Genomic DNA, 19,190 nt, shown 5'->3' with positions numbered 1-19,190 from the left:
GGAGATCGCGTTGATTTCCGGCTTCACCCCGAGCCGCACCTCCGAATAGATGCGGATCGGCAGCGTGGTCGCGCCGGGTCCGGTGGTGAAGCTTGCGATCACCAGATCGTCGAGCGACAGCGTGAAGGCGAGCATGAAGCCCGCCAGCACCGCCGGCAGGATCAGCGGCAAGGTCACGGTGAGAAAGGCGCGCAGAGGCCGGCAGCCGAGGTCCATGGCCGCCTCCTCCAGGCTCCAGTCGAACGACAGAAGCCGCGACTGCACGATCACGGTGACGAAGCACATGGTCAGCGTGGTATGCGCGAGCGTGGTGGTGAAGATGCCGCGATCGATGTCGATGGCGACGAACAGGAGCAATAGGGCGAGCCCGATGATGACTTCCGGCATGACCATCGGCGCGTACACCATGGCGGAAAACGGCAGCCGGCCGCGGAAGCGGCCCATCCGCACCAGCGCAAGTGCGGCCAGCGTGCCGAGCACGGTGGCAAGGCAGGCGGTCATGAAGGCGATGCGCAACGACACCCATGCCGCCTGCAGGAGCGCGGAATCCTGAAGCAGCGCCCGGTACCAGCGCAGCGACCAGCCGCCCCAGACCGAGACCAGCTTCGAATCGTTGAAGGAATAGATGACGAGGATCGCAATCGGCACATAGAGAAAGACGAGGCCGAGCGCGACGGAGACGATGTTGAAGGGCGAGGCGCGGCGCATCTCACCTGCGCTCCAGCGCGCGCGACTGCACCGACTGGAAGAACACGATCGGCACCAGCAAAATCGCCAGCAGCACGGTGGCGAGCGCGGAGGCCACCGGCCAGTCCCGGTTGGAGAAGAATTCGGTCCACAAGGTTTGCCCGATGAACAGCGCATCCGAGCCGCCAAGCAGATCGGGGATCACGAATTCGCCGACAATCGGGATGAAGCACAGGAACGAGCCCGCGATCACGCCGGGCAAAGCGAGCGGCAGCGTCACGAGCCAGAACGCCTTCCAGCGCGGGCAGCCGAGATCGGCCGCGGCCTCCAGCAGCGTCTCGTCCATCTTCTCGAACGAGGCATAGAGCGGCAGCACCATGAAGGGCAGATAGGAATAGACGATGCCGATGAAGATTGCAGTGTCGGTGGCGAGCCAGGTCACCGGCTCCGGGAGGAGGCCGAGTATCATCAGCGCATCGTTGAGGAGACCGTCGCGCTGCAGGATGGTGATCCAGGCATAGATGCGGATCAGGAACGCGGTCCAGAACGGCAGGATAACGGCCATCACCAGGACGGGCTGCAGCCCGCGGGGTGCGCGGGCCATGCCATAGGCGATGGGAATCCCGATCACGAGCAGGATCAGCGTCGAGACAAAGGCGAAGGTCAGGCTGCGCAGATAGGACGACACATAGAGCCAGTCGCCAAATAACAGGCGGAAATTCTCAAGCGAAAGCGCGCCGAAAAAGTCCTTGAGGCCCTGCCAGCCGGCGGAAGGATCGAAGACCGGACTGTAAGGCGGTTGCGCCAGCTCGGACTGCGACAGGGCGATGCGCAGCACAATCAGGAACGGCACCAGCAGGAACACGATCAGCCACGCATAGGGAATGCCGATCGCAGCGCGGCGATACCAACGGTCGAATTTCGTAGCGTTCGCCATTGCCTCTAGTCTCTCACCATGACGGCGGCGTCCGGCGCGAATGTCAGCCAGGCCTCGTCGCCACGATGAAGAAGGCCCGATGCGCGGCGGTCCTTGTTGGCGACCGACGCCTTGACCATCAGGCCGTGCTGGTCGCGCAGCTTGTAGACCGACAGATCGCCGAGATAGCCGATATCGACGACAGTCCCGTGCAGCATGTTGAGCGCGCCGGCGACGGGCTCGCGGGCAATCTCGATTTTCTCCGGACGCACTGCGACCGAAACCGTCTGTCCGTCGTCGAAACCGTCCTTGCGCGTGACGACAAGACGGCCCGCCCTGGTGTCGACGCTTGCGAGATCGCCCTGGTGGCCGGAAATATTGCCTTCGAACAAATTCACCTCGCCGATGAATTCGGCGACCCAACGGGTCTTCGGATCTTCGTAAATTTCCGCCGGCGTGCCGACCTGGACCAGCTTGCCGGCATGCATGACGCCGAGCCGGCCGGCCATGGTCATGGCCTCTTCCTGGTCGTGGGTGACGATGACGAAGGTGAGCCCGAGCCGCTGCTGCAGCGCCATCAGCTCGAACTGGGTCTCGTCGCGCAGCTTCTTGTCGAGCGCGCCGAGCGGTTCGTCGAGCAGGAAGACTTTCGGCGATTTGGCGAGCGCGCGCGCGATCGCAACGCGCTGGCGCTGGCCGCCGGACAATTGGTGCGGCTTGCGATGGCCGAACTGCTCGAGCTTCACCAGCACCAGCATCTGCGCAACGCGCTTGTCGATGTCGGACCTGGCCCATCCCTCCTGCCGCAGGCCGAAGGCGATGTTGCCGGCCACCGTCAGATGCGGGAACAGCGCATAGCTCTGGAACATCATGTTGACCGGCCGCTCATAAGGCGGCACGCCGAGCATGCTCTCATTGTCGAGCCGGATGTCGCCTTCGTCCGGGGTCTCGAAACCGGCAAGCATGCGCAGCAGCGTCGTTTTTCCACAGCCCGAGGGGCCGAGCAGCGCAAAGAACTCGCCGCGCGCGATGTCGAGCGACACATTGTCAACGGCGGTGAAATCGCCGAAGCGCTTGCTCACGCGGTCGAAGCGCACCATCGGCGTCGTCGATTGTGGCCGGTCCGCAGGACTGGCCGGGTGGTCGGGCATGATCGGTTCCGAAAATGCGAACGGGAATGGCGTCCGTTCCGCAAGCTAGTCGGCTTGCACGGCAGGCTCAAGATTGCATTGACCATGTTCTGCGCTCGCAGGACATCCCGCATGCGCCCGCAGCATCTGGTGCGGCCGCATGGCGCACACGCGCGGGACCAGGCAGGCGATTGCGGCCGGCGATAGGCTAGGTCAGCCAGGCCGGCTCGGGAGGCTCGGTCACCGCATCGAGGCCGCCGGCAATCTTGCGCGGCGCCGGACCGTAATAATTGCCGATCCGGACCATTTCGCGCGGCTTGACCCGGATCGATACGATGCGCTCGAAAATCGTCTTGGCGGACACCGGCTTGCACAGAAATTCATTCACGCCGAGCCGCACCGCCTCGATGATCTTTTCCCGCTCGACATTGCCGGTCAGCATGATCACCGGAACCGCCGGCACCGGAAAGGTGAGCGGGGAGCGCACGATGCGCATGAATTCCGGACCGTTGATGTCCGGCAAGTCCCAATCGAGGATGACGACATCGGGATTGAGCGTGATGATGGATTCCAGCCCGCTGACGCCGTCCGGCGCATCGTGATAATGCCGGATGCCGTTCGCCTGCAGGAGGCTGCGGACCAGTTGACGCATGTAGGTGTCGTCATCGACCACCAGAACCCGCGTGGCTTGCACGAGTTCCTTGATCCCCTTCGATCTGAGCAGTCTCACGCCCGTCCCACTCTGCTGATTTGCCTCTGTTTATAAGAGCATTTGCGGGTTTCGGCGGCTTGAAACGCACCGCTACAATTTGATGCGGATTGCAACGGAAGCGCCGCCGCACAGAGTCAATACGGCGTTAATGTACGGCGCACCGCATCGCGCCAGCCCTGCCATTTGCGCGCGCGCATCGTCGCATCCATCTCCGGCTCGAACCGTCGTGCGCGCTGCCAGGCCGCGGCAAAGCCGTCGAAGCCGGGATAAAGGCCGGCGCCATGGCCGGCGAGATAGGCGGCCCCCATGGCGGTGGTCTCCATCACCTGCGGCCGGTCGACCGGGGCATTCAGGATGTCGGCGAGGAATTGCATGGCGGCGTCGCTGGCGCTCATGCCGCCGTCGACCCGCAGCACGGTGCCGGCCGCGGCCGGCCAGTCGGCATGCATGGCCTCGATCAAGTCGCGGGTCTGGTAGCCGACCGCCTCCAGCGCCGCGCGCGCCAGTTCCGCCGCGCCGGAATTGCGGGTCAGCCCGAATATGGCGCCGCGCGCCTGCGCGTCCCAATAGGGCGCGCCGAGCCCGACAAAGGCCGGCACCAGATAAACCGCCTCGGACGGATCGGCGCGCGCGGCCAGCGCATCGGTGTCGGAGGACGAAGCAATCAGCTTCAGCCCGTCGCGCAGCCATTGCACGGCGGCGCCGGCGACGAAGATCGCGCCTTCTAGCGCGTAGGTACGCCTTCCTCCGATCTGATAGGCGATGGTGGTGAGGAGACGATTGCGCGAGGCCACGGCGCGCTCGCCGGTATTGAGCAGCGCGAAGCATCCGGTGCCGTAGGTCGATTTCATCATGCCGGGGGTGAAACAGGCCTGGCCGATGGTCGCCGCCTGTTGGTCGCCGGCGACGCCGCGGATCGGGATCGCGCCGCCGAATGCCGCGGTCGTGCCGAAATCGCCGGTGCAGTCGCGCACATCCGGCAGGAGCGCGAGCGGCACGCGGAACAGCGCGGCGAGACCGGCATCCCATTGGCCGGTATGGATGTCGAACAGCAAGGTTCGCGCGGCATTGGTCGCGTCGGTGGCATGCACGCGCCCGCCGGTCAACTGCCAGATGATATAGCTATCGACGGTACCGAAAGCGAGCTGTCCGGCCTCGGCGCCATCGCGCGCCCCGCTCACATGGTCGAGCAACCAAGCGATCTTGGTTGCGGAGAAATACGGATCGAGCACAAGCCCGGTCGTCGATGCCACCGCAGCCTCATGACCTGCAGCGCGCAGCGCAGCGCACATGTCATCGGTTCGGCGATCCTGCCAGACAATGGCATTGTGAATCGGTTTGCCCGTGGTGCGATCCCAGACCAGCACGGTCTCGCGCTGATTGGCGATCCCGATGGCGGCGATGTCGCGCGCCGTCAGGCCTGACTGTGCGATCGCGCCCGTTGCGGTCGCAATCACGCTGGTCCAGATGTCGTCCGGGTCGTGCTCGACATGGCCCGGCGCCGGATAAAGCTGGCGGAATTCCTGCTGTGCGATCGCAAGCGGCCGCATATCTGCGTCGAACACGATGGCGCGGGTCGACGTCGTGCCCTGGTCGATGGCAAGCACAGCCATGGTCAGGTCACCACTTTCAATGCCGGCAACGGCGTCATGAAACGCTGCAACGCCGCGCGCTCGATCTCGTTAAAGCGCAGGCCGAGCTTGGTCCGGCGCCACAACACATCCTCGGCATCGGCGGCCCATTCCTTCTGCATGAGATAGCGGACCTCGGCTTCGGTGAGATCGGCGCCGAACCGCGTACCGAGCGCTTCGTAATTTTCAGCCATTCCAAGAACGTCCCCGATGCGCGTGCCATAGGCGCGCACCAGCCGCCCGGCATGGGAAGCTTCCAGAAACGGCCAGGCGCGGCGCGCCTTCTCGATCTGCGCGTCGACCCCGTCATAGGGAAAATCGCCGCCGGGCAGCGGCGTCTGCGCGGTCCAGGGCCGGGTCGGCGGAAAGATGTCGGAGAGCTTTGTCATGGCCGCTTCGGCCAGCCTGCGATAGGTGGTGATCTTGCCGCCATAGACGGTCAGCAGCGGCGCTTGTCCGAAGGGCTTGTCGAAGGCGAGATGATAGTCCCGCGTAACATCCTCCGGCCGTTTCGATCCGTCGTCGAACAGCGCGCGCACGCCGGCAAAAGCATGGACGATGTCGTCGGGCGTGACGGGGGTTCGGAAATAGCGCGAGGCAGTGTCGCACAGATAGGCGATCTCCGCCCCGGAAGGCGACACGTCCGCCGGGTCTCCCTGAAAATTCTCATCCGTGGTGCCGATCAGGGTGAAGTCCCGCTCGAACGGCAAGGCAAAGACCACGCGGCGGTCCGGATTCTGGAAGATGTAACCGGTGTCATGGTCGAACAGTCGCTTCACCACGATATGGCTGCCCTTGACCAGGCGAACGCGGGCCGGTCCGGGCAGCCGGACAACGGTTTCCGACACGAATCCGACCCAGGGGCCCGCGGCATTCACCAGCGCACGCGCCGTCACCACCTCGCGCCGGCCCCGTGCATTCAGAACAAGGCGCCACAGCTCGTTGCGCTCGGCGCGCACGCATCTGGTATGGGTGCGGATGGATGCGCCGCGCTCCGCGGCATCGAGCGCATTCAGAACCACAAGCCGGGAATCGTCGACCCAGCAATCGGAGTACAGAAAGCCCGTGGTGTAGGCGCGTTTCAGCGGCGTGCCGAGCGGATTATGAATCAGATCGACAGTCTGCGTCGGCGGCAGGATCCTGCGACCGCCAAGATGGTCGTAAATGAACAGGCCCAGCCGCAGCAGCAATGGCGAGCGCATTTTCGGCTGCGGCGGCAACAGAAAGCGCAAAGGCCGGATGATGTGCGGCGCATTGCGCAACAGCACTTCCCGCTCCTTCAGCGCTTCGCGCACCAGAAGAAAGGCGCCATGCTCCAGATAGCGCAGGCCGCCGTGAATGAGCTTGGTCGAGGCCGAGGACGTGCCCGAGGCGAGATCGCCCTGCTCGACCAGGAGCACCCGCAGGCCGCGGCCGGCGGCGTCGCGCGCCAGTCCCGCGCCGTTGATGCCGCCGCCGATGATGGCGAGGTCGAAATCGGCCATTCGCGCCCTCTCCCGCCCGTGCCCGCCCTTGATCGCCCTTGATCGCCCTTGATCGCCTTGCGTCCGCCGCATCAGCATGGCGCGGCGGCGTTGGTCCGCCAAGAGCAAGTGGCGCTCACGCGCCCTTCTATCCACCTGTCACAAAACGGGCCATTTCGGCGGACCAAAAGCGCCTAATGTGAGGGGCAAACGCGCCAAGCTCTCGCATTATGGCCGCAAACCTCTATATAAATACCGCGTCTGCCTGCTCTGGGCAGCCCGACGGATCTGGAATGTCTGCCCCCCGCCTGCTTGTCATCGAGGGAAATACCGCGGACGGACGCGCCTTGCTCAAGGCGGCCGGCGGCGAGGCCCCAAGTCAGGGCTATGCCGACCTGCTGCGCGAATTCCTGCCGCAGGCCGCGATCGATATCTGCTATCCGGCCGATCCGGGCGCCAATCTGCCCGACGCTGCCGGGCTCGAATCCTATGACGGCGTGGTCATCACCGGTTCGGCTTTGCACATCTATGACCGCGGGCCGCATATCGATCCGCAGATCGAACTGGCGCGGGCGGTGTTCGATTCCAACACCCCGTTATTCGGAAGCTGCTGGGGCCTGCAGGTCATCACCACGGCCGCGGGCGGCAGCGTGCGGCGGAACCCCAAGGGCCGGGAGATCGGATTCGGGCGGCGCATCCGCCTCACCGCGGCCGGGCGCGGCCATCCGGTCTTTGCCGGCAAGGACGAGGTGTTCGACGCCGTCACCATCCATCTCGATGAGGTGGAGACCCTCGCCCCCAACATGCATGTGCTGGCGCTCAACACGATCTCGGCCGTTCAGGCCGCCGAGGTGAAGGTCAACGGCTGCACCGCCTGGGGCGTGCAATATCACCCGGAATATTCGCTCGCCGATATTGCCGCGAGCTTCCGCCGCCACGGCAAGCGGCTGATCGAGGAAAAATTCTTCAACGATCACGACGAACTGATCGACTACGCCGAGACGGTGGCGGCCCTGCATGCGAGGCCCCACGACAAGCCGCTGTCCTGGCGGCTTGGCCTCGACGCAACCGTGCTCGACAAGAATGTGCGGACGCGTGAGATCCGTAACTGGATTCAGCATCAGGTGCTGCCGACGCGCAGCAAGCGCGGGCGGGAGTAGCGGCTTGGATTTCCGCGGCCGTCATGTGGTTGTCACCGGCGGCACCGGCGCGCTCGGCACCGCAATGGTCGCGGCCCTGCTGGAGCGCGGCGCCAGTTGTCATATTCCATTGTATGTATCGGACGATGCGGACAGGTTCCCCTACCGGTCGCACGAGCGCGTCCGCCTGTATGCTTCGGTCGATCTGTCCGACCAGACGCAGACCGATTCATTCTATTCCGGGGTCGGGCCGCTGTGGGCCTCGATCCATCTGGCCGGCGGCTTTGCCGCGAAAAATCTCAAGGACAGCGCCAAAGAGAACCTGATGGCGCAGCTCGACACCAATCTGGTGAGCTGCTTCCTGTGCTGCCGCGCGGCGCTGGCTGCGTTCGGCCCGGACGGCGGCCGGATTGTCAATGTCGCCGCCCGCCCGGCGCTGGAACCACGGACCGGGGCCGGCATGACGGCCTATACAATCGCCAAATCCGGCGTTGCCGCGCTGACCGCGGCTCTCGCGGAAGAAGTCGCGCGCGACGGGGTTCTCGTCAATGCGGTGGCGCCTTCGATCATGGATACGCCCGCAAACCGCAAGGCAATGCCGAAAGCCGATCATGCGCTGTGGCCGAAAGTCGAGGAGGTGGCTGCAACCATCCTGTTCCTTGCATCCCCCGAAAACGCGGTCACACGCGGCGCCATCGTCCCGGTTTACGGGCGCTCCTAGGCGGAAGGCGTCGTCCGGGTTGATCGCAATGACACATTCTGTCCAACTCCGCCGCGGATAGTGCGCGGCCACGTATCACTGGAGGACTTTTTCGATGAGCCTGCTGAGCGTCGTTTCGCGAACCGCGATGGTGTCCTGTGTGTCCGCTGCGGTGGCGCTGAATGTGGCAATCGCACAGCCGGCGCAAAAGCCGTTCGAGCCGACCGTCGGTCAGGACGGCAAGGACGTGATCTGGGTGCCGACGCCGCAGGCGCTGGTCGACAAGATGCTCGACATGGCCAAGGTGACCGCCGCCGACAAGGTGGTCGATCTCGGCTCCGGCGACGGCCGCACCGTGATTACCGCGGCGAAGCGCGGTGCCACCGCCCATGGCATCGAGTACAATCCGAAAATGGTCGAGCTGTCGAAATACAACGCCGAACAGGAAGGCGTCGCCGGCAAGGCGACGTTCGAGAATGCCGATATTTTCAAGAGCGACTTCTCGCATGCCGACGTGGTGACGATGTTCCTGCTGACCAGCCTCAACGCCAAGCTGCGCCCGACCATCCTCGACATGAAGCCCGGCACCCGCGTCGTCTCCAACACCTTCGACATGGGCGACTGGCGGGCCGACGAGGAAGCCGTCGTCACCGAGGGCTGCTCGTCCTATTGCAAGGCCTATTTCTGGATCGTGCCGGCCAAGGTCGACGGCGCCTGGACCACCGACAAGGGCGAACTGACTCTCAGACAGACCTACCAGAACTTCACCGGGACGCTGAAGAACGGCAATGTCGTCACCCCGATCACCGACGGCAAGCTGAAGGGCGCCGAGATCACCTTCACCGCAGGCGGCACCGAATATACCGGCACGGTCAATGGCGCGACGATCGAGGGCGTGACCAAATCCGGCGAAAAGTGGCAAGCCAAGCGGGGCGCCTGATTGCGACGGAGAATTGAGCTCATGAAAGTCTCGACCTGCGCCGTGCGTGTTGCGGCGATTGCATCGATTGCCGCCGCGCTCGCGCTCAATGCGGCGCTGGCGCAGCCGGCGGAAAGGCCGTCCGAACAGGCTGTCGAAAAACCGGCCGGACAGGCTGCCGAGCAGACCTTCGAGCCGACCGTCGGCCAGCCAGGCAAGGATGTCGTCTGGGTGCCGACGCCGCAGGCCCTGGTCGACAAGATGCTCGACATGGCCAAGCTCACACCGGCCGACATCCATTACGATCTCGGCTCCGGCGACGGCCGCACCGTCATCACCGCGGCCAAGCGCGGCGCCACTTCCGTCGGCATCGAATACAATCCGAAGATGGTCGAGCTGTCGCGCGCCAATGCGCAGAAGGAAGGCGTCGGTGACAAGGCGACGTTTATCCACGGCGACATTTTCGAGACCGATTTCTCCAAGGCCAATGTCCTGACCCTGTTCCTGCTGCCCGAACTGAACGAGCGGCTGCGGCCGACCATCCTCGACATGAAGCCCGGCACCCGCGTCGTCTCCAATTCGTTCGCGATGGGTGACTGGAAACCGGACGAGGAGGCCACCGCCGGCGGCGATTGCAGGGGCTATTGCCGCGCGCTGTTCTGGATCGTCCCGGCCAAGGTCGATGGCGCCTGGACCATCGATCGCGGCAGCCGGTCGCAGGCGCTGACGCTGAAGCAGCGCTACCAGAATGTCGAAGGCACGATCGCCGACGGCAATGTCATCACACCGGTCACCGCGGGTAAGCTGGCCGGCGCAGAGATCGTCTTCACCGCAGCCGGCGTCGACTATACCGGCAAGGTGGACGGCGACGTGATGTCGGGCACGACCAGCGCCGGCGAGCCGTGGCAGGCCAGGCGCGATCCGCGCGCCGCCGAGGCACCGGCACCGAAGGCCGAGGCGCCGGTTTCCGTCCCGCAAAGCCCCGGCCTCGAGACATCGCCGCCGCCGGCCGCCGCTGCGGAGCCTTCTCCGCAGAAGGCCGCCGAACCCGATGCGCCGAAAGCTGCGGAAAAAGCCGCGACCAAAACGGAGCAGCCGCCCTTCGTCCCTGAGATCAGCCAGGACGGCAAGGATGTGGTGTGGTGGCCGACCGCCGACACGCTGGTGAACAAGATGCTGGATCTCGCACAGCTCGCCCCGAACGAGAGGTTGATCGATCTCGGGTCGGGCGACGGGCGCACGGTGATTGCCGCGGCCAAACGCGGCGCCACTGCGCTCGGCATCGAATACAATCCCAAGATGGTCGAGCTGTCGCGCTTCAATGCCAAACAGGCCGGCGTCAGCGACAAGGCGACGTTCCGGCGCGCCGATATCTTCAAGACCAATTTCTCGAATGCCGACGTGCTGACGCTGTTCCTTTTGCCCGAACTGAACGAGCGGCTGCGCCCAACCATCCTGCGCATGCGGCCGGGCACCCGCGTGGTCTCCAACTCCTTCGAGATGGGCGACTGGGAGCCCGATGCGGTCGCCGAGGTCGAGGAGGATTGCGAGACCTATTGCAAGGCGCTGCTGTGGATCGTGCCGGCGCGGATCGAAGGCCGCTGGCGCATGGGCAAGGACACCGTCACCATCCGCCAGCGCTTCCAGACCTTCACCGGGACCATCCGGCGCGGCAAGAACGTCACCCGCATCACCGACGGCAAGCTGAACGGCGACGAAATCACCTTCACGGCCGGCGGCGTCGCGTATACCGGCAAGGTCAGCGGGCGATCGATCAACGGCACGACCGAGTCCGGCCGCAAATGGAGCGCGAGGCGGGCGTGAGTGGACGGCTGATAGCGATCGCGGCTTGCGCCGCAAGATTGGCGCTGGCGGTCTGCCTTGCGGCAACGCCTGTTACAACGGGCGCGTTCGCGCAACCTGCGGCAAAGCCGAAGCCGCCGGTGATCGGCCAGGAGGGCAAGGATGCCATCTGGGTGCCGACCCCCGAGACGCTGATCGAGCTGATGCTCGATCTTGCCAAAGTGACGCCGGACGACAAGGTCGTCGATCTCGGCTCCGGCGACGGACGCGCGGTGATTGCCGCGGCCAAACGCGGAGCGCGCGCCCGCGGCGTCGAATATGACGAAAATCTTGTGGCCTATTCCAAAATGAAGGCCGAAGAAGCCGGCGTCGCCAAGCTGGCCTCATTCGAGCGCGCCGACATCTTCGACACCGATTTTTCGGAATCGACCGTCATTGTCCTGTTCCTGCTGCCCGACATGAATATCAGGCTGCGGCCGAAAATCCTCGCCATGAAGCCGGGAACGCGGGTTGTGTCGAACACCTTCGGCATGGGAGCGTGGTACCCCGACCAGAAATCCTCGCTCGAAAGCGAGTGCGAGTTCTTCTTTTGCGAAGCGCTGTTGTGGGTGGTCCCCGCGCAAATCGCGGGCGACTGGACGTTCAATGCCGGCGGGCAGGCCGGCAAATTATCGCTCAAGCAGGAATTCCAGATGCTGAGCGGGGCCATCACGGTCGACGGCAAAACAGTGCCGTTGACCGAGGGCCGGCTCCTCGGCGATCGCGTGACGTTTACCGCAGGGGGAACGGTTTATACCGGGACCGTGCGCGGCGAGGTGATCGAGGGCATCGCAACGCCGGGCAGCGAATGGCAGGCCAGGCGCGGCGCCTGATCGCCGCAGGGAGAAGCAATCGAATGAATGCGATCAGAAATGCCTCGGTCCGGATTGTTACCGGATCCTGTCTTTCCGCCATGGTGGCGATCACCTGCGCAATCGCGCAACCGGCCCCCGCGTTCGAGCCCAAGGTCGGGCAGCGCGGCAAGGACGTGGTCTGGGTGCCGACCAACCAGAATCTGGTCGACAAGATGCTCGACATGGCCAAGGTGACGCCGCAGGACTACGTGATCGATCTCGGCTCGGGCGACGGCCGCACCGTGATTACCGCGGCCAAGCGCGGCGCCACCGCGCACGGCATCGAATACAATCCCGACATGGTCGAATTGTCGAAGAAGAATGCCGAAAAGGAAGGCGTGTCTGCGCGCGCCACCTTCGAGAAGGCCGACATCTTCCAGAGCGACTTCTCCAAGGCGACGGTCGTCACCATGTTTCTGTTGCCGAATCTCAACATCAAACTGCGTCCGACCATTCTCGACATGAAGCCCGGAACCCGGGTTGTCTCGAACTCCTTCGACATGGGCGACTGGCGCGCCGACGAGACGGTCTCGCTGAACGGCAACGGCGGCTGCACCTCGCATTGCACCGCCTATTTCTGGATCGTTCCGGCCAAGGTGCAGGGCACCTGGAAGACCCCGCAGGGCGAACTCACGCTCGAGCAGACCTACCAGGACATCAAGGGCACGCTGAAGGATGGCAATGTCATCGCCCCGGTCACCGAGGGCAAGATGACAGGGGACGCGATCGCCTTCACCGCCGGCGGCACCCGCTTTACCGGCACGGTCAGCGGCTCGACCATTACCGGCAAGGCCAACAAGGGCGGCGTTGAGACCGACTGGACGGCGACGCGGTCGTAACCTCAGTTCTTCAGCCGGTAGCCGGTGCGGAAAATCCACCACACCGCAATCAGGCAGGCGATGAGAAACACCAGCGTCATGCCGATGCTGACCCCGACGCTGACATCGGCGACCTCAAAGAAGCTCCAGCGGAAGCCGGAGATCAGATAGACGACCGGATTGAACAGGCTCACCGTTTGCCAGAACGGCGGCAGCACATCGATCGAATAGAAGCTGCCGCCAAGAAACGTCAGCGGCGTGATGACGAGCAGCGGCACCACCTGCAGCTTCTCGAAGCCGTCCGCCCAGATGCCGATGATGAAGCCGAGCAGGCTGAACGTCACCGCGGTCAGAACCAGAAACGACACCATCCAGACCGGATGCGCGATTTTCAGCGGCACGAAGAAGCCCGCGGTGGCAAGCACGATGGCCCCGAGCAGCAGCGACTTGGTCGCGGCCGCCCCGACATAGCCGATCACGATCTCGACGAACGAAACCGGCGCCGAGAGAATTTCGTAGATGGTGCCGACGAAGCGGGGAAAATAGATGCCGAAGGACGCATTCATCACGCTCTGCGTGAGCAGCATCATCATGATCAGGCCCGGCACGATGAAAGCGCCGTAATCGACACCGTTCACCTCCTGGATGCGCGAGCCGATGGCGGCGCCAAACACCACGAAATACAGCGAGGTCGAAATCACCGGCGACAGAATGCTGCCGAGCGGCGTGCGCCAGGTGCGCGCCATCTCGAATTTGTATATCGCAACGATCGCGCGCCAGTTCATTTGCGCTCCACGAGGCCGACGAAAATATCCTCGAGCGAGGATTGTTCGGTCTGCAGATCGCGAAACCGGATGTCGGCGTCCCGCAGATCTGACAACAGCGCGGTGATGCCGGTGCGCTCGCTCTTGGTGTCGTAGGCATAGACCAGCTCGGTGCCATCGTTCATCAGCGAGAGGCCGTATTTTGCAAGCGGCTCGGGGATCGCATCGATCGGCTTGTGCAAGAGAATTGTGAGCTGCTTCTTGCCGAGCTTGCGCATCAGCTCCGCCTTGTCCTCCACCAGCACGATCTCGCCATGGGAGATGACGCCGACGCGGTCGGCCATCTCCTCGGCTTCCTCGATATAGTGCGTGGTGAGGATGATGGTGACGCCGGAATCGCGCAATTCGCGCACCACCTGCCACATATCCTTGCGCAAGGCGACATCGACGCCCGCGGTCGGCTCATCGAGAAACAGGATGCGCGGTTCGTGCGACAGCGCTTTCGCGATCATGACGCGGCGCTTCATGCCGCCCGACAACGTCATGATCTTGGAATCCTTCTTGTCCCACAACGACAGCGATCTGAGAATCGTCTCGATATAGGCGGGGTTTTTCGGCTTGCCGAACAGGCCCCGGCTGAAACTGACCGTGCCCCATACGCTCTCGAATGAATCGGTGTGAAGCTCCTGCGGCACAAGGCCGATCAGTTCACGCGCCGCCCGGAAATCGCGGATGATGTCGTGGCCGCCGACCGTCACCTTGCCCGCGCTCGGATTGACGAGACCGCAGACGATTCCGATCAGCGTGGTCTTGCCGGCCCCGTTCGGTCCCAGCAGCGCGAAAATCTCTCCTGCATGGATATCGAGCGAGACGTCTTTAAGCGCCCGGAATCCGGTGGCGTAGGTTTTCGACAGATTTCGAATGGAGATCACGGGTGACATGAACAGGAACCTGCGAGGAGCGATGTAGTCGCTGCCGCTCAAAATGAAAGGGCACTCCCGGCCGGCACGGGCTCACCCGCAAAAACCCACCATGCGGTACAGATTTTTCGTGTGCGACATAGTCTTTGCGGACCCGCCCCGTCAATCCGTGATAAAAAATACCATCGAAACGCCACAACGACAGACAGGGAGAAAACCAAAGTGCTCTATCAACGCACCTTATCGTTGGCATTCGCGGCAGCGATGGCTTTCGCGGCGGCACCTCATGCCAGCGCCCAGCAATATCCGTCCCAGCCGATCCGGCTCATCGTGCCGACCGCGCCGGGCGGCGTCGCCGACATCGTCGGCCGCACCTTTGCGCAGAAGCTCACCGAAGGCGGCAAGACCGCGATCGTGGAGAACAAGACCGGCGCAGGCGGCGCCATCGCCGCCGACTTCGTCGCCAAGGCTGCGCCGGACGGCTACACGGTCTTCGTCGGCTTCCATGCCACCAACGCAATCCTGCCGCATCTGCAGAAGCTGAATTACGATGCGCAGAACGACTTCATCCCGATCACCATCGCGGCCCGCACCGCCAATATCCTGGTGGTCAATCCGAACGTTCCCGCCAAGACGATGAAGGAGCTGGTCGACCACGCCAAGGCCAATCCCGGCAAGGTCACCTTCGCCTCGCAGGGCAACGGCAGCACCGGCCATATTGTCGGCGAGCAGTTCAAGCAGGTGGCCGGCATCGACATCGCGCATGTGCCTTATCGCGGCGGCGCGCCGGCAGTGCAGGATCTGATCGCCGGCCACGTCAACATGATGTTCGACGTGCTGACGCTCGCGGTGCCGCAAATCCAGGGCCAGAAGGTGCGGCCGATCGCGGTGGCCTCGCCAAAGCGCGTCCCGTTGATCCCCGATGTGCCGACCGTCGCCGAATCGGGCTTCCCGCAGCTTGAAAGCGGACCGTGGTTCGGCTTCTTCGTTCCGGCCAAGACCCCGCAGGCGGTCGTGGATTTCCTGTACGCGGAAGCCAAGAAGGCCTTCGAATCGCCCGACGTGCAGGCCCAGTTCGAGAAACAGGGTCTCACCGCCATGCTCGGCACGCCCGCAGAGACGAAGAAATTCGTGGCCGACGAATACGCCCGCTGGGGCGACGTGATCAAGAAGGGCAACATCTCGGCGAACTGAGCCGCGCTCCTTCGTACAACAGCTATAGCGCCCGTACGGTCACACCGTGCGGGCGTTTCCATTTCCGTTAATTGCTGGCCTCGCGCTGGAATAGCCGCGAAAGCTCCTGCGCGCCGTCCGCGCGGCTCAGCCGGTCCATCACCGCATTGGTTTCGGCGAGCAGCTTTTCGACCGTCTGGGTGCGGCGGGCGATCGGATTGCGCTCGTAGCCGAGCCGCTGGAAATAATTCGAGGTCGGCACCTTGGCGCGCATCTCCGGCGGCAGCACCAGCATATCGAAACCGTTGCCGTCGCCGGTGAGATTCATCATTTCGAGCTCCGCCGCCGTCAGCTCCCGCTCGATCCCCTTTGCGCGCGCGAACACCACCGAGTCGAGCAGCTTCTGGGTCTGCAGCAGCGGCCCGATATCGATGTCGAGATTGAGCGCGTGCAGGGCAATCCCCCGCGGCGTGCGCGCCAGCCTGACATGTTCGCTCCATTGCACCGGCACGGTGCGGCTGAAGGCGATCTTGCGCTTAAGGATATCGACCTTGCGCTGCAAAGCCTTGCGGTCCTCGTCCGGCATGGCTCCGGCGCGTTCCTGCAGAGCCTTGACGAAGCGGTCGCCCTTGGTCGCCAGCAGGCTGACGGTATTGGCGGTGAGCAGCTGGTTATAGCCGAGCGCGGTCGAGACCGCGCGTGCGCCGGGCTTGTTGAAGATCAGGCCGGCCTGCGCATCGAACCGGCCATTGCCGCCGGTCTCGAAGCTGTAGACGCGCACCGCCTGATCCCTGGTGATGCCTGCGGCGGACACCACCGCCACATAGGCGCGTTTGAACTCGCTGTCGTTCACCTGATCGGGCTCGAAGCCGAAATGCGCCTTGGCGTTGCGCAGAAAATCCGCCACCACCGGGAGCTCGGGTTTATCCTCCGGCTGGTCTTCCTGCCGCAGCGACGGATCGGGCGGACAGACCGGTCCGGCATAGACCGGCGGCTGCTCCAGCACATAATCGTCGAGCGTAATCGCCTCGCCGTTGCGCCGTTTGGCAAAGCGCGCTTTTCGCTTCTCGGCCACCAGCGTCCAATAGGGACCTGCAACCGCTTCATGCTTTGCGCGTGCGGCATTGCATTCCTTCATTTTCTTGCGAAAATCCGCGGCCGCTTGCGACGAAGCATCCGCCGGCTTGCTCTGCCCGGGTGCGCCCTGAACCGAAAATGCCGCGATTGCAATTCCCAGGATCAGATGGCGCATGCAGTCCCCTCAGGAATAGAGCTTGGCGTGGCGCTCCCGCAAAACGTTCTTCTGCACCTTGCCCATGGTGTTGCGCGGCAGGTCGTCGACGAAGATGACGCGCTTGGGCAATTTGAACTTGGCGAGGCGGCCTTCCAGATTCGCAATCATCGCCTTCTCGTCCGGAATTGAGTCCTTTTTCAGGACCACGACGGCGGTCACCCCTTCCCCGAAATCCGGATGCGGGCAGCCGATCACTGCGGATTCGACGACCCCCGGGAGAGCGTCGATCTCGCTCTCGACCTCTTTCGGATAGACGTTGAAGCCGCCGGTGATGATCAGGTCCTTGGCGCGGCCGACAATATGGACGTAGCCGCGCTCGTCGATCTTGCCGACATCGCCGGTGATGAAAAAGCCGTCGTCCCGGAACTCCGCCTTGGTCTTCTCGGGCATGCGCCAGTAACCGGGAAAGACGTTCGGTCCCCTGACCTCGATCACGCCGATCTCGCCCTGCGGCAGCACCTTGCCGCTGTCGGCCTCAGCGATCCGGACCTCGACGCCGGGAAGCGGGAAACCCACCGTGCCGGCGATGCGGTCGCCGTCATAGGGGTTCGATGTATTCATGTTGGTCTCGGTCATGCCATAGCGTTCCAGGATGGCGTGACCGGTCTTTTCCCGAAACGCGGTGTGGGTCTCCGCCAAAAGCGGCGCCGAGCCCGAGGTAAACAGCCGCATATGTGCGCAGGCCTCCCGCGTCAGGCCGGGATGCTTGAGGAGGCGCGTGTAGAAGGTCGGCACCCCCATCATCGACGTCGCCTTCGGCAGATGCCGCATCACCTCGTCGGCGTCGAATTTCGCAAGGAAGATCATCGCTCCGCCGGCGAACATGATGGTGTTGCCGGCCACGAACAGGCCGTGGGTGTGATAGATCGGCAGCGCGTGCAGCAGAATATCGCTGCCGGTGAATCGCCAGTATTCGCGCAGCGTTTCCGCGTTGGAGGCGAGATTGCGGTGCGTGAGCATCGCGCCCTTGGAGCGGCCTGTGGTGCCGGAGGTGTAGAGAATGGCGGCGAGATCGTCGTCCTCGCGCGGCACATCGGCGAAATCCGTTGGCGCCTTGTTGGCCGCCTCGATCAGACTGCCCTGCCCGTTTGCGTCCAGGGTTTCGACAGAGGCCACGCCACGCGCTTTCGCAATCTCGGCAAGCCCGTCGCGCTTGGCCGGGTCGCAAACCACGAGCTTGGGCTCCGCATCGCCAATGAAATAGTCGAGTTCGTTCAGCGTATAGGCGGTGTTCAACGGCAGATAGACAGCGCCGGCGCGCACGGTTGCCAGATAAAGAAGGAAGTTCTCCACCGACTTTTCGACCTGCACCGCGACGCGGTCGCCCGGCTCGACACCGGCGAGGACCAGTGCATTGGCAATCTGGCCGGTGCGCGCGAGCATCTCGCCGTAAGACAGCGTCGCGCCGTCGGCCTTGAAAATAAAATTATGCGCAGGCGACGCGATGCGCGAGCGGATCGTCTGGAACAGATTCATGATGCAGCTTCAGATCTTGTTGGGGAGCGTAACGAGTTCGCCGGCCGGGCCGGGGCGGGCCAGCTTCTTCACCGCATTGGCGGCGACCACCATGCGGTTTTCGGCATAGGCCTCGTGGTTCTTTTCGATGTCGTCGAGATCGTAGAGATAGTTGACCATGATACTATGGGATTGCCGTAGCCCGTTCTCGGACAGGTCGGCAAGATAGTTGATGCGCTCGAGCCTGGCGCCGTTGCCGAGATGGAAACGCGCGACCGGATCGGCCGGCAGCCCACGGGCATTGCGCGCATGCAGGAAATACCACGCCGCGGCGCGCTTCAGCGGCTCCGCTACCGCCTCGCTGATCTCGTCCGACTGCCACCATCCCTCTGTATCGATCGCCGAGAGCGCCTCCAGCTCGTCCGGGGACAGCGCGCGCTGGGAATCGGAATAGCGCTCGCGTTTCAGCCACGACGCGAAACCCGGAACCGGCGACAGCGTCACGAAGGTCTTGAGCCGCGGATTTTCCCGAGACACCTCCTCCACCACCTGCTTGATCAGGAAATTGCCGAACGACACCCCGGCAAGGCCGCGCTGGCAATTGGAGATCGAATAGAACACCGCGGTATCGACTTCATTGGCGCCGAGGATCTCCCGGTTCTCGGCAAGGATCGGGGCAATCGCCCCAGGAATCCCTGCGGTGAGCGCCACCTCGACAAAGATCAACGGTTCGTCGTTCAGCGCCGGATGGAAGAAGGCGAAGCAGCAGCGGT

Annotated in this window: 18 protein-coding genes; 7 read left to right on the top strand and 11 right to left on the bottom strand. The window is 63.9% G+C overall.

Translation table 11 applies throughout. The features are described 5' to 3' along the window. The 6 genes from ACK41X_RS16435 to ACK41X_RS16410 all read right to left on the bottom strand — a co-directional run. Positions 1-708 (bottom strand): ABC transporter permease (locus ACK41X_RS16435; RefSeq protein ID WP_409725528.1); only part of this gene is annotated, 708 nt, incomplete at its 3' end. Position 709: 1 nt separating this feature from the next. Then, positions 710-1,624 (bottom strand): ABC transporter permease, encoded by a 915-nt coding sequence (locus tag ACK41X_RS16430; protein ID WP_409725525.1) that lies wholly within the window; start codon positions 1,622-1,624, stop codon positions 710-712. Between the two features lie 5 nt (positions 1,625-1,629). Further along, a complete protein-coding gene (locus ACK41X_RS16425) occupies positions 1,630-2,754 on the bottom strand; it encodes an ABC transporter ATP-binding protein (RefSeq protein WP_409725523.1) in 1,125 nt (374 codons plus the stop codon). A gap of 187 nt (positions 2,755-2,941) precedes the next feature. After that, positions 2,942-3,463: a PleD family two-component system response regulator gene (locus ACK41X_RS16420; protein WP_409725520.1), complete on the bottom strand. Its 522-nt coding sequence runs from the start codon at positions 3,461-3,463 to the stop codon at positions 2,942-2,944. Positions 3,464-3,579: 116 nt separating this feature from the next. After that, complete coding sequence (gene glpK, locus ACK41X_RS16415; RefSeq protein WP_409725517.1) at positions 3,580-5,058, bottom strand: glycerol kinase GlpK; 1,479 nt, start codon at positions 5,056-5,058, stop codon at positions 3,580-3,582. Positions 5,059-5,060: 2 nt separating this feature from the next. Then, the gene (locus ACK41X_RS16410) at positions 5,061-6,560 is read right to left on the bottom strand and encodes a glycerol-3-phosphate dehydrogenase (RefSeq protein WP_409725514.1); all 1,500 of its coding nucleotides are present in this window, start codon (positions 6,558-6,560) and stop codon (positions 5,061-5,063) included. A gap of 272 nt (positions 6,561-6,832) precedes the next feature. Between ACK41X_RS16410 and ACK41X_RS16405 the strand changes: the two genes are divergently transcribed. The 6 genes from ACK41X_RS16405 to ACK41X_RS16380 all read left to right on the top strand — a co-directional run bounded on the left by ACK41X_RS16405 (position 6,833) and on the right by ACK41X_RS16380 (position 12,832). Continuing rightward, the gene (locus ACK41X_RS16405; RefSeq protein ID WP_409725512.1) at positions 6,833-7,699 is read left to right on the top strand and encodes a type 1 glutamine amidotransferase; all 867 of its coding nucleotides are present in this window, start codon (positions 6,833-6,835) and stop codon (positions 7,697-7,699) included. Between the two features lie 4 nt (positions 7,700-7,703). Beyond that, the gene (locus tag ACK41X_RS16400) at positions 7,704-8,399 is read left to right on the top strand and encodes an SDR family NAD(P)-dependent oxidoreductase (protein WP_409725509.1); all 696 of its coding nucleotides are present in this window, start codon (positions 7,704-7,706) and stop codon (positions 8,397-8,399) included. Positions 8,400-8,493: 94 nt separating this feature from the next. Then, positions 8,494-9,318, top strand: a complete 825-nt coding sequence (locus ACK41X_RS16395; protein WP_409725506.1) for a class I SAM-dependent methyltransferase — start codon at positions 8,494-8,496, stop codon at positions 9,316-9,318. A 21-nt stretch (positions 9,319-9,339) separates the two neighbouring features. After that, positions 9,340-11,121, top strand: coding sequence for a methyltransferase domain-containing protein (locus ACK41X_RS16390; protein ID WP_409725503.1), 1,782 nt, complete (start codon positions 9,340-9,342; stop codon positions 11,119-11,121). Next, positions 11,118-11,972, top strand: coding sequence for a class I SAM-dependent methyltransferase (locus ACK41X_RS16385; protein WP_409725500.1), 855 nt, complete (start codon positions 11,118-11,120; stop codon positions 11,970-11,972). The genes ACK41X_RS16390 and ACK41X_RS16385 overlap by 4 nt, the downstream gene beginning before the upstream one ends. Positions 11,973-11,995: 23 nt before the next feature. After that, a complete protein-coding gene (locus ACK41X_RS16380) occupies positions 11,996-12,832 on the top strand; it encodes a class I SAM-dependent methyltransferase (protein ID WP_409725497.1) in 837 nt (278 codons plus the stop codon). A gap of 2 nt (positions 12,833-12,834) precedes the next feature. On the opposite strand, the gene ACK41X_RS16375 is transcribed toward ACK41X_RS16380, so the two are convergent. Both ACK41X_RS16375 and ACK41X_RS16370 read right to left on the bottom strand, forming a co-directional pair. Continuing rightward, entirely contained in the window at positions 12,835-13,596 is a 762-nt protein-coding gene (locus ACK41X_RS16375) for an ABC transporter permease (protein ID WP_409725495.1), read from the bottom strand. Next, positions 13,593-14,516 (bottom strand): ABC transporter ATP-binding protein, encoded by a 924-nt coding sequence (locus ACK41X_RS16370; protein WP_409725492.1) that lies wholly within the window; start codon positions 14,514-14,516, stop codon positions 13,593-13,595. The genes ACK41X_RS16375 and ACK41X_RS16370 overlap by 4 nt, the downstream gene beginning before the upstream one ends. 201 nt (positions 14,517-14,717) lie before the next feature. On the opposite strand from ACK41X_RS16370, the gene ACK41X_RS16365 reads away from it, so the two are divergent. Beyond that, positions 14,718-15,689: a Bug family tripartite tricarboxylate transporter substrate binding protein gene (locus ACK41X_RS16365; RefSeq protein ID WP_409725489.1), complete on the top strand. Its 972-nt coding sequence runs from the start codon at positions 14,718-14,720 to the stop codon at positions 15,687-15,689. 67 nt (positions 15,690-15,756) lie between these two features. On the opposite strand, the gene ACK41X_RS16360 is transcribed toward ACK41X_RS16365, so the two are convergent. From ACK41X_RS16360 to ACK41X_RS16350, 3 genes are all read right to left on the bottom strand, one after another. Continuing rightward, positions 15,757-16,920, bottom strand: a complete 1,164-nt coding sequence (locus ACK41X_RS16360) for a hypothetical protein (protein WP_409725487.1) — start codon at positions 16,918-16,920, stop codon at positions 15,757-15,759. A 9-nt stretch (positions 16,921-16,929) separates the two neighbouring features. Beyond that, positions 16,930-18,438, bottom strand: a complete 1,509-nt coding sequence (locus ACK41X_RS16355; protein WP_409725484.1) for a malonate--CoA ligase — start codon at positions 18,436-18,438, stop codon at positions 16,930-16,932. Positions 18,439-18,447: 9 nt separating this feature from the next. Then, a partial coding sequence (locus ACK41X_RS16350; protein ID WP_409725481.1) for a malonyl-CoA decarboxylase domain-containing protein occupies positions 18,448-19,190 on the bottom strand: 743 nt, incomplete at its 5' end.

It is taken from the genome of Pseudorhodoplanes sp., from assembly GCF_046289595.1.
In the GTDB taxonomy this organism is placed as follows: domain Bacteria; phylum Pseudomonadota; class Alphaproteobacteria; order Rhizobiales; family Xanthobacteraceae; genus Pseudorhodoplanes.
Note: the sequence above shows the minus strand (reverse complement) of the source record. Positions and strands in the feature narration are given on the sequence as shown.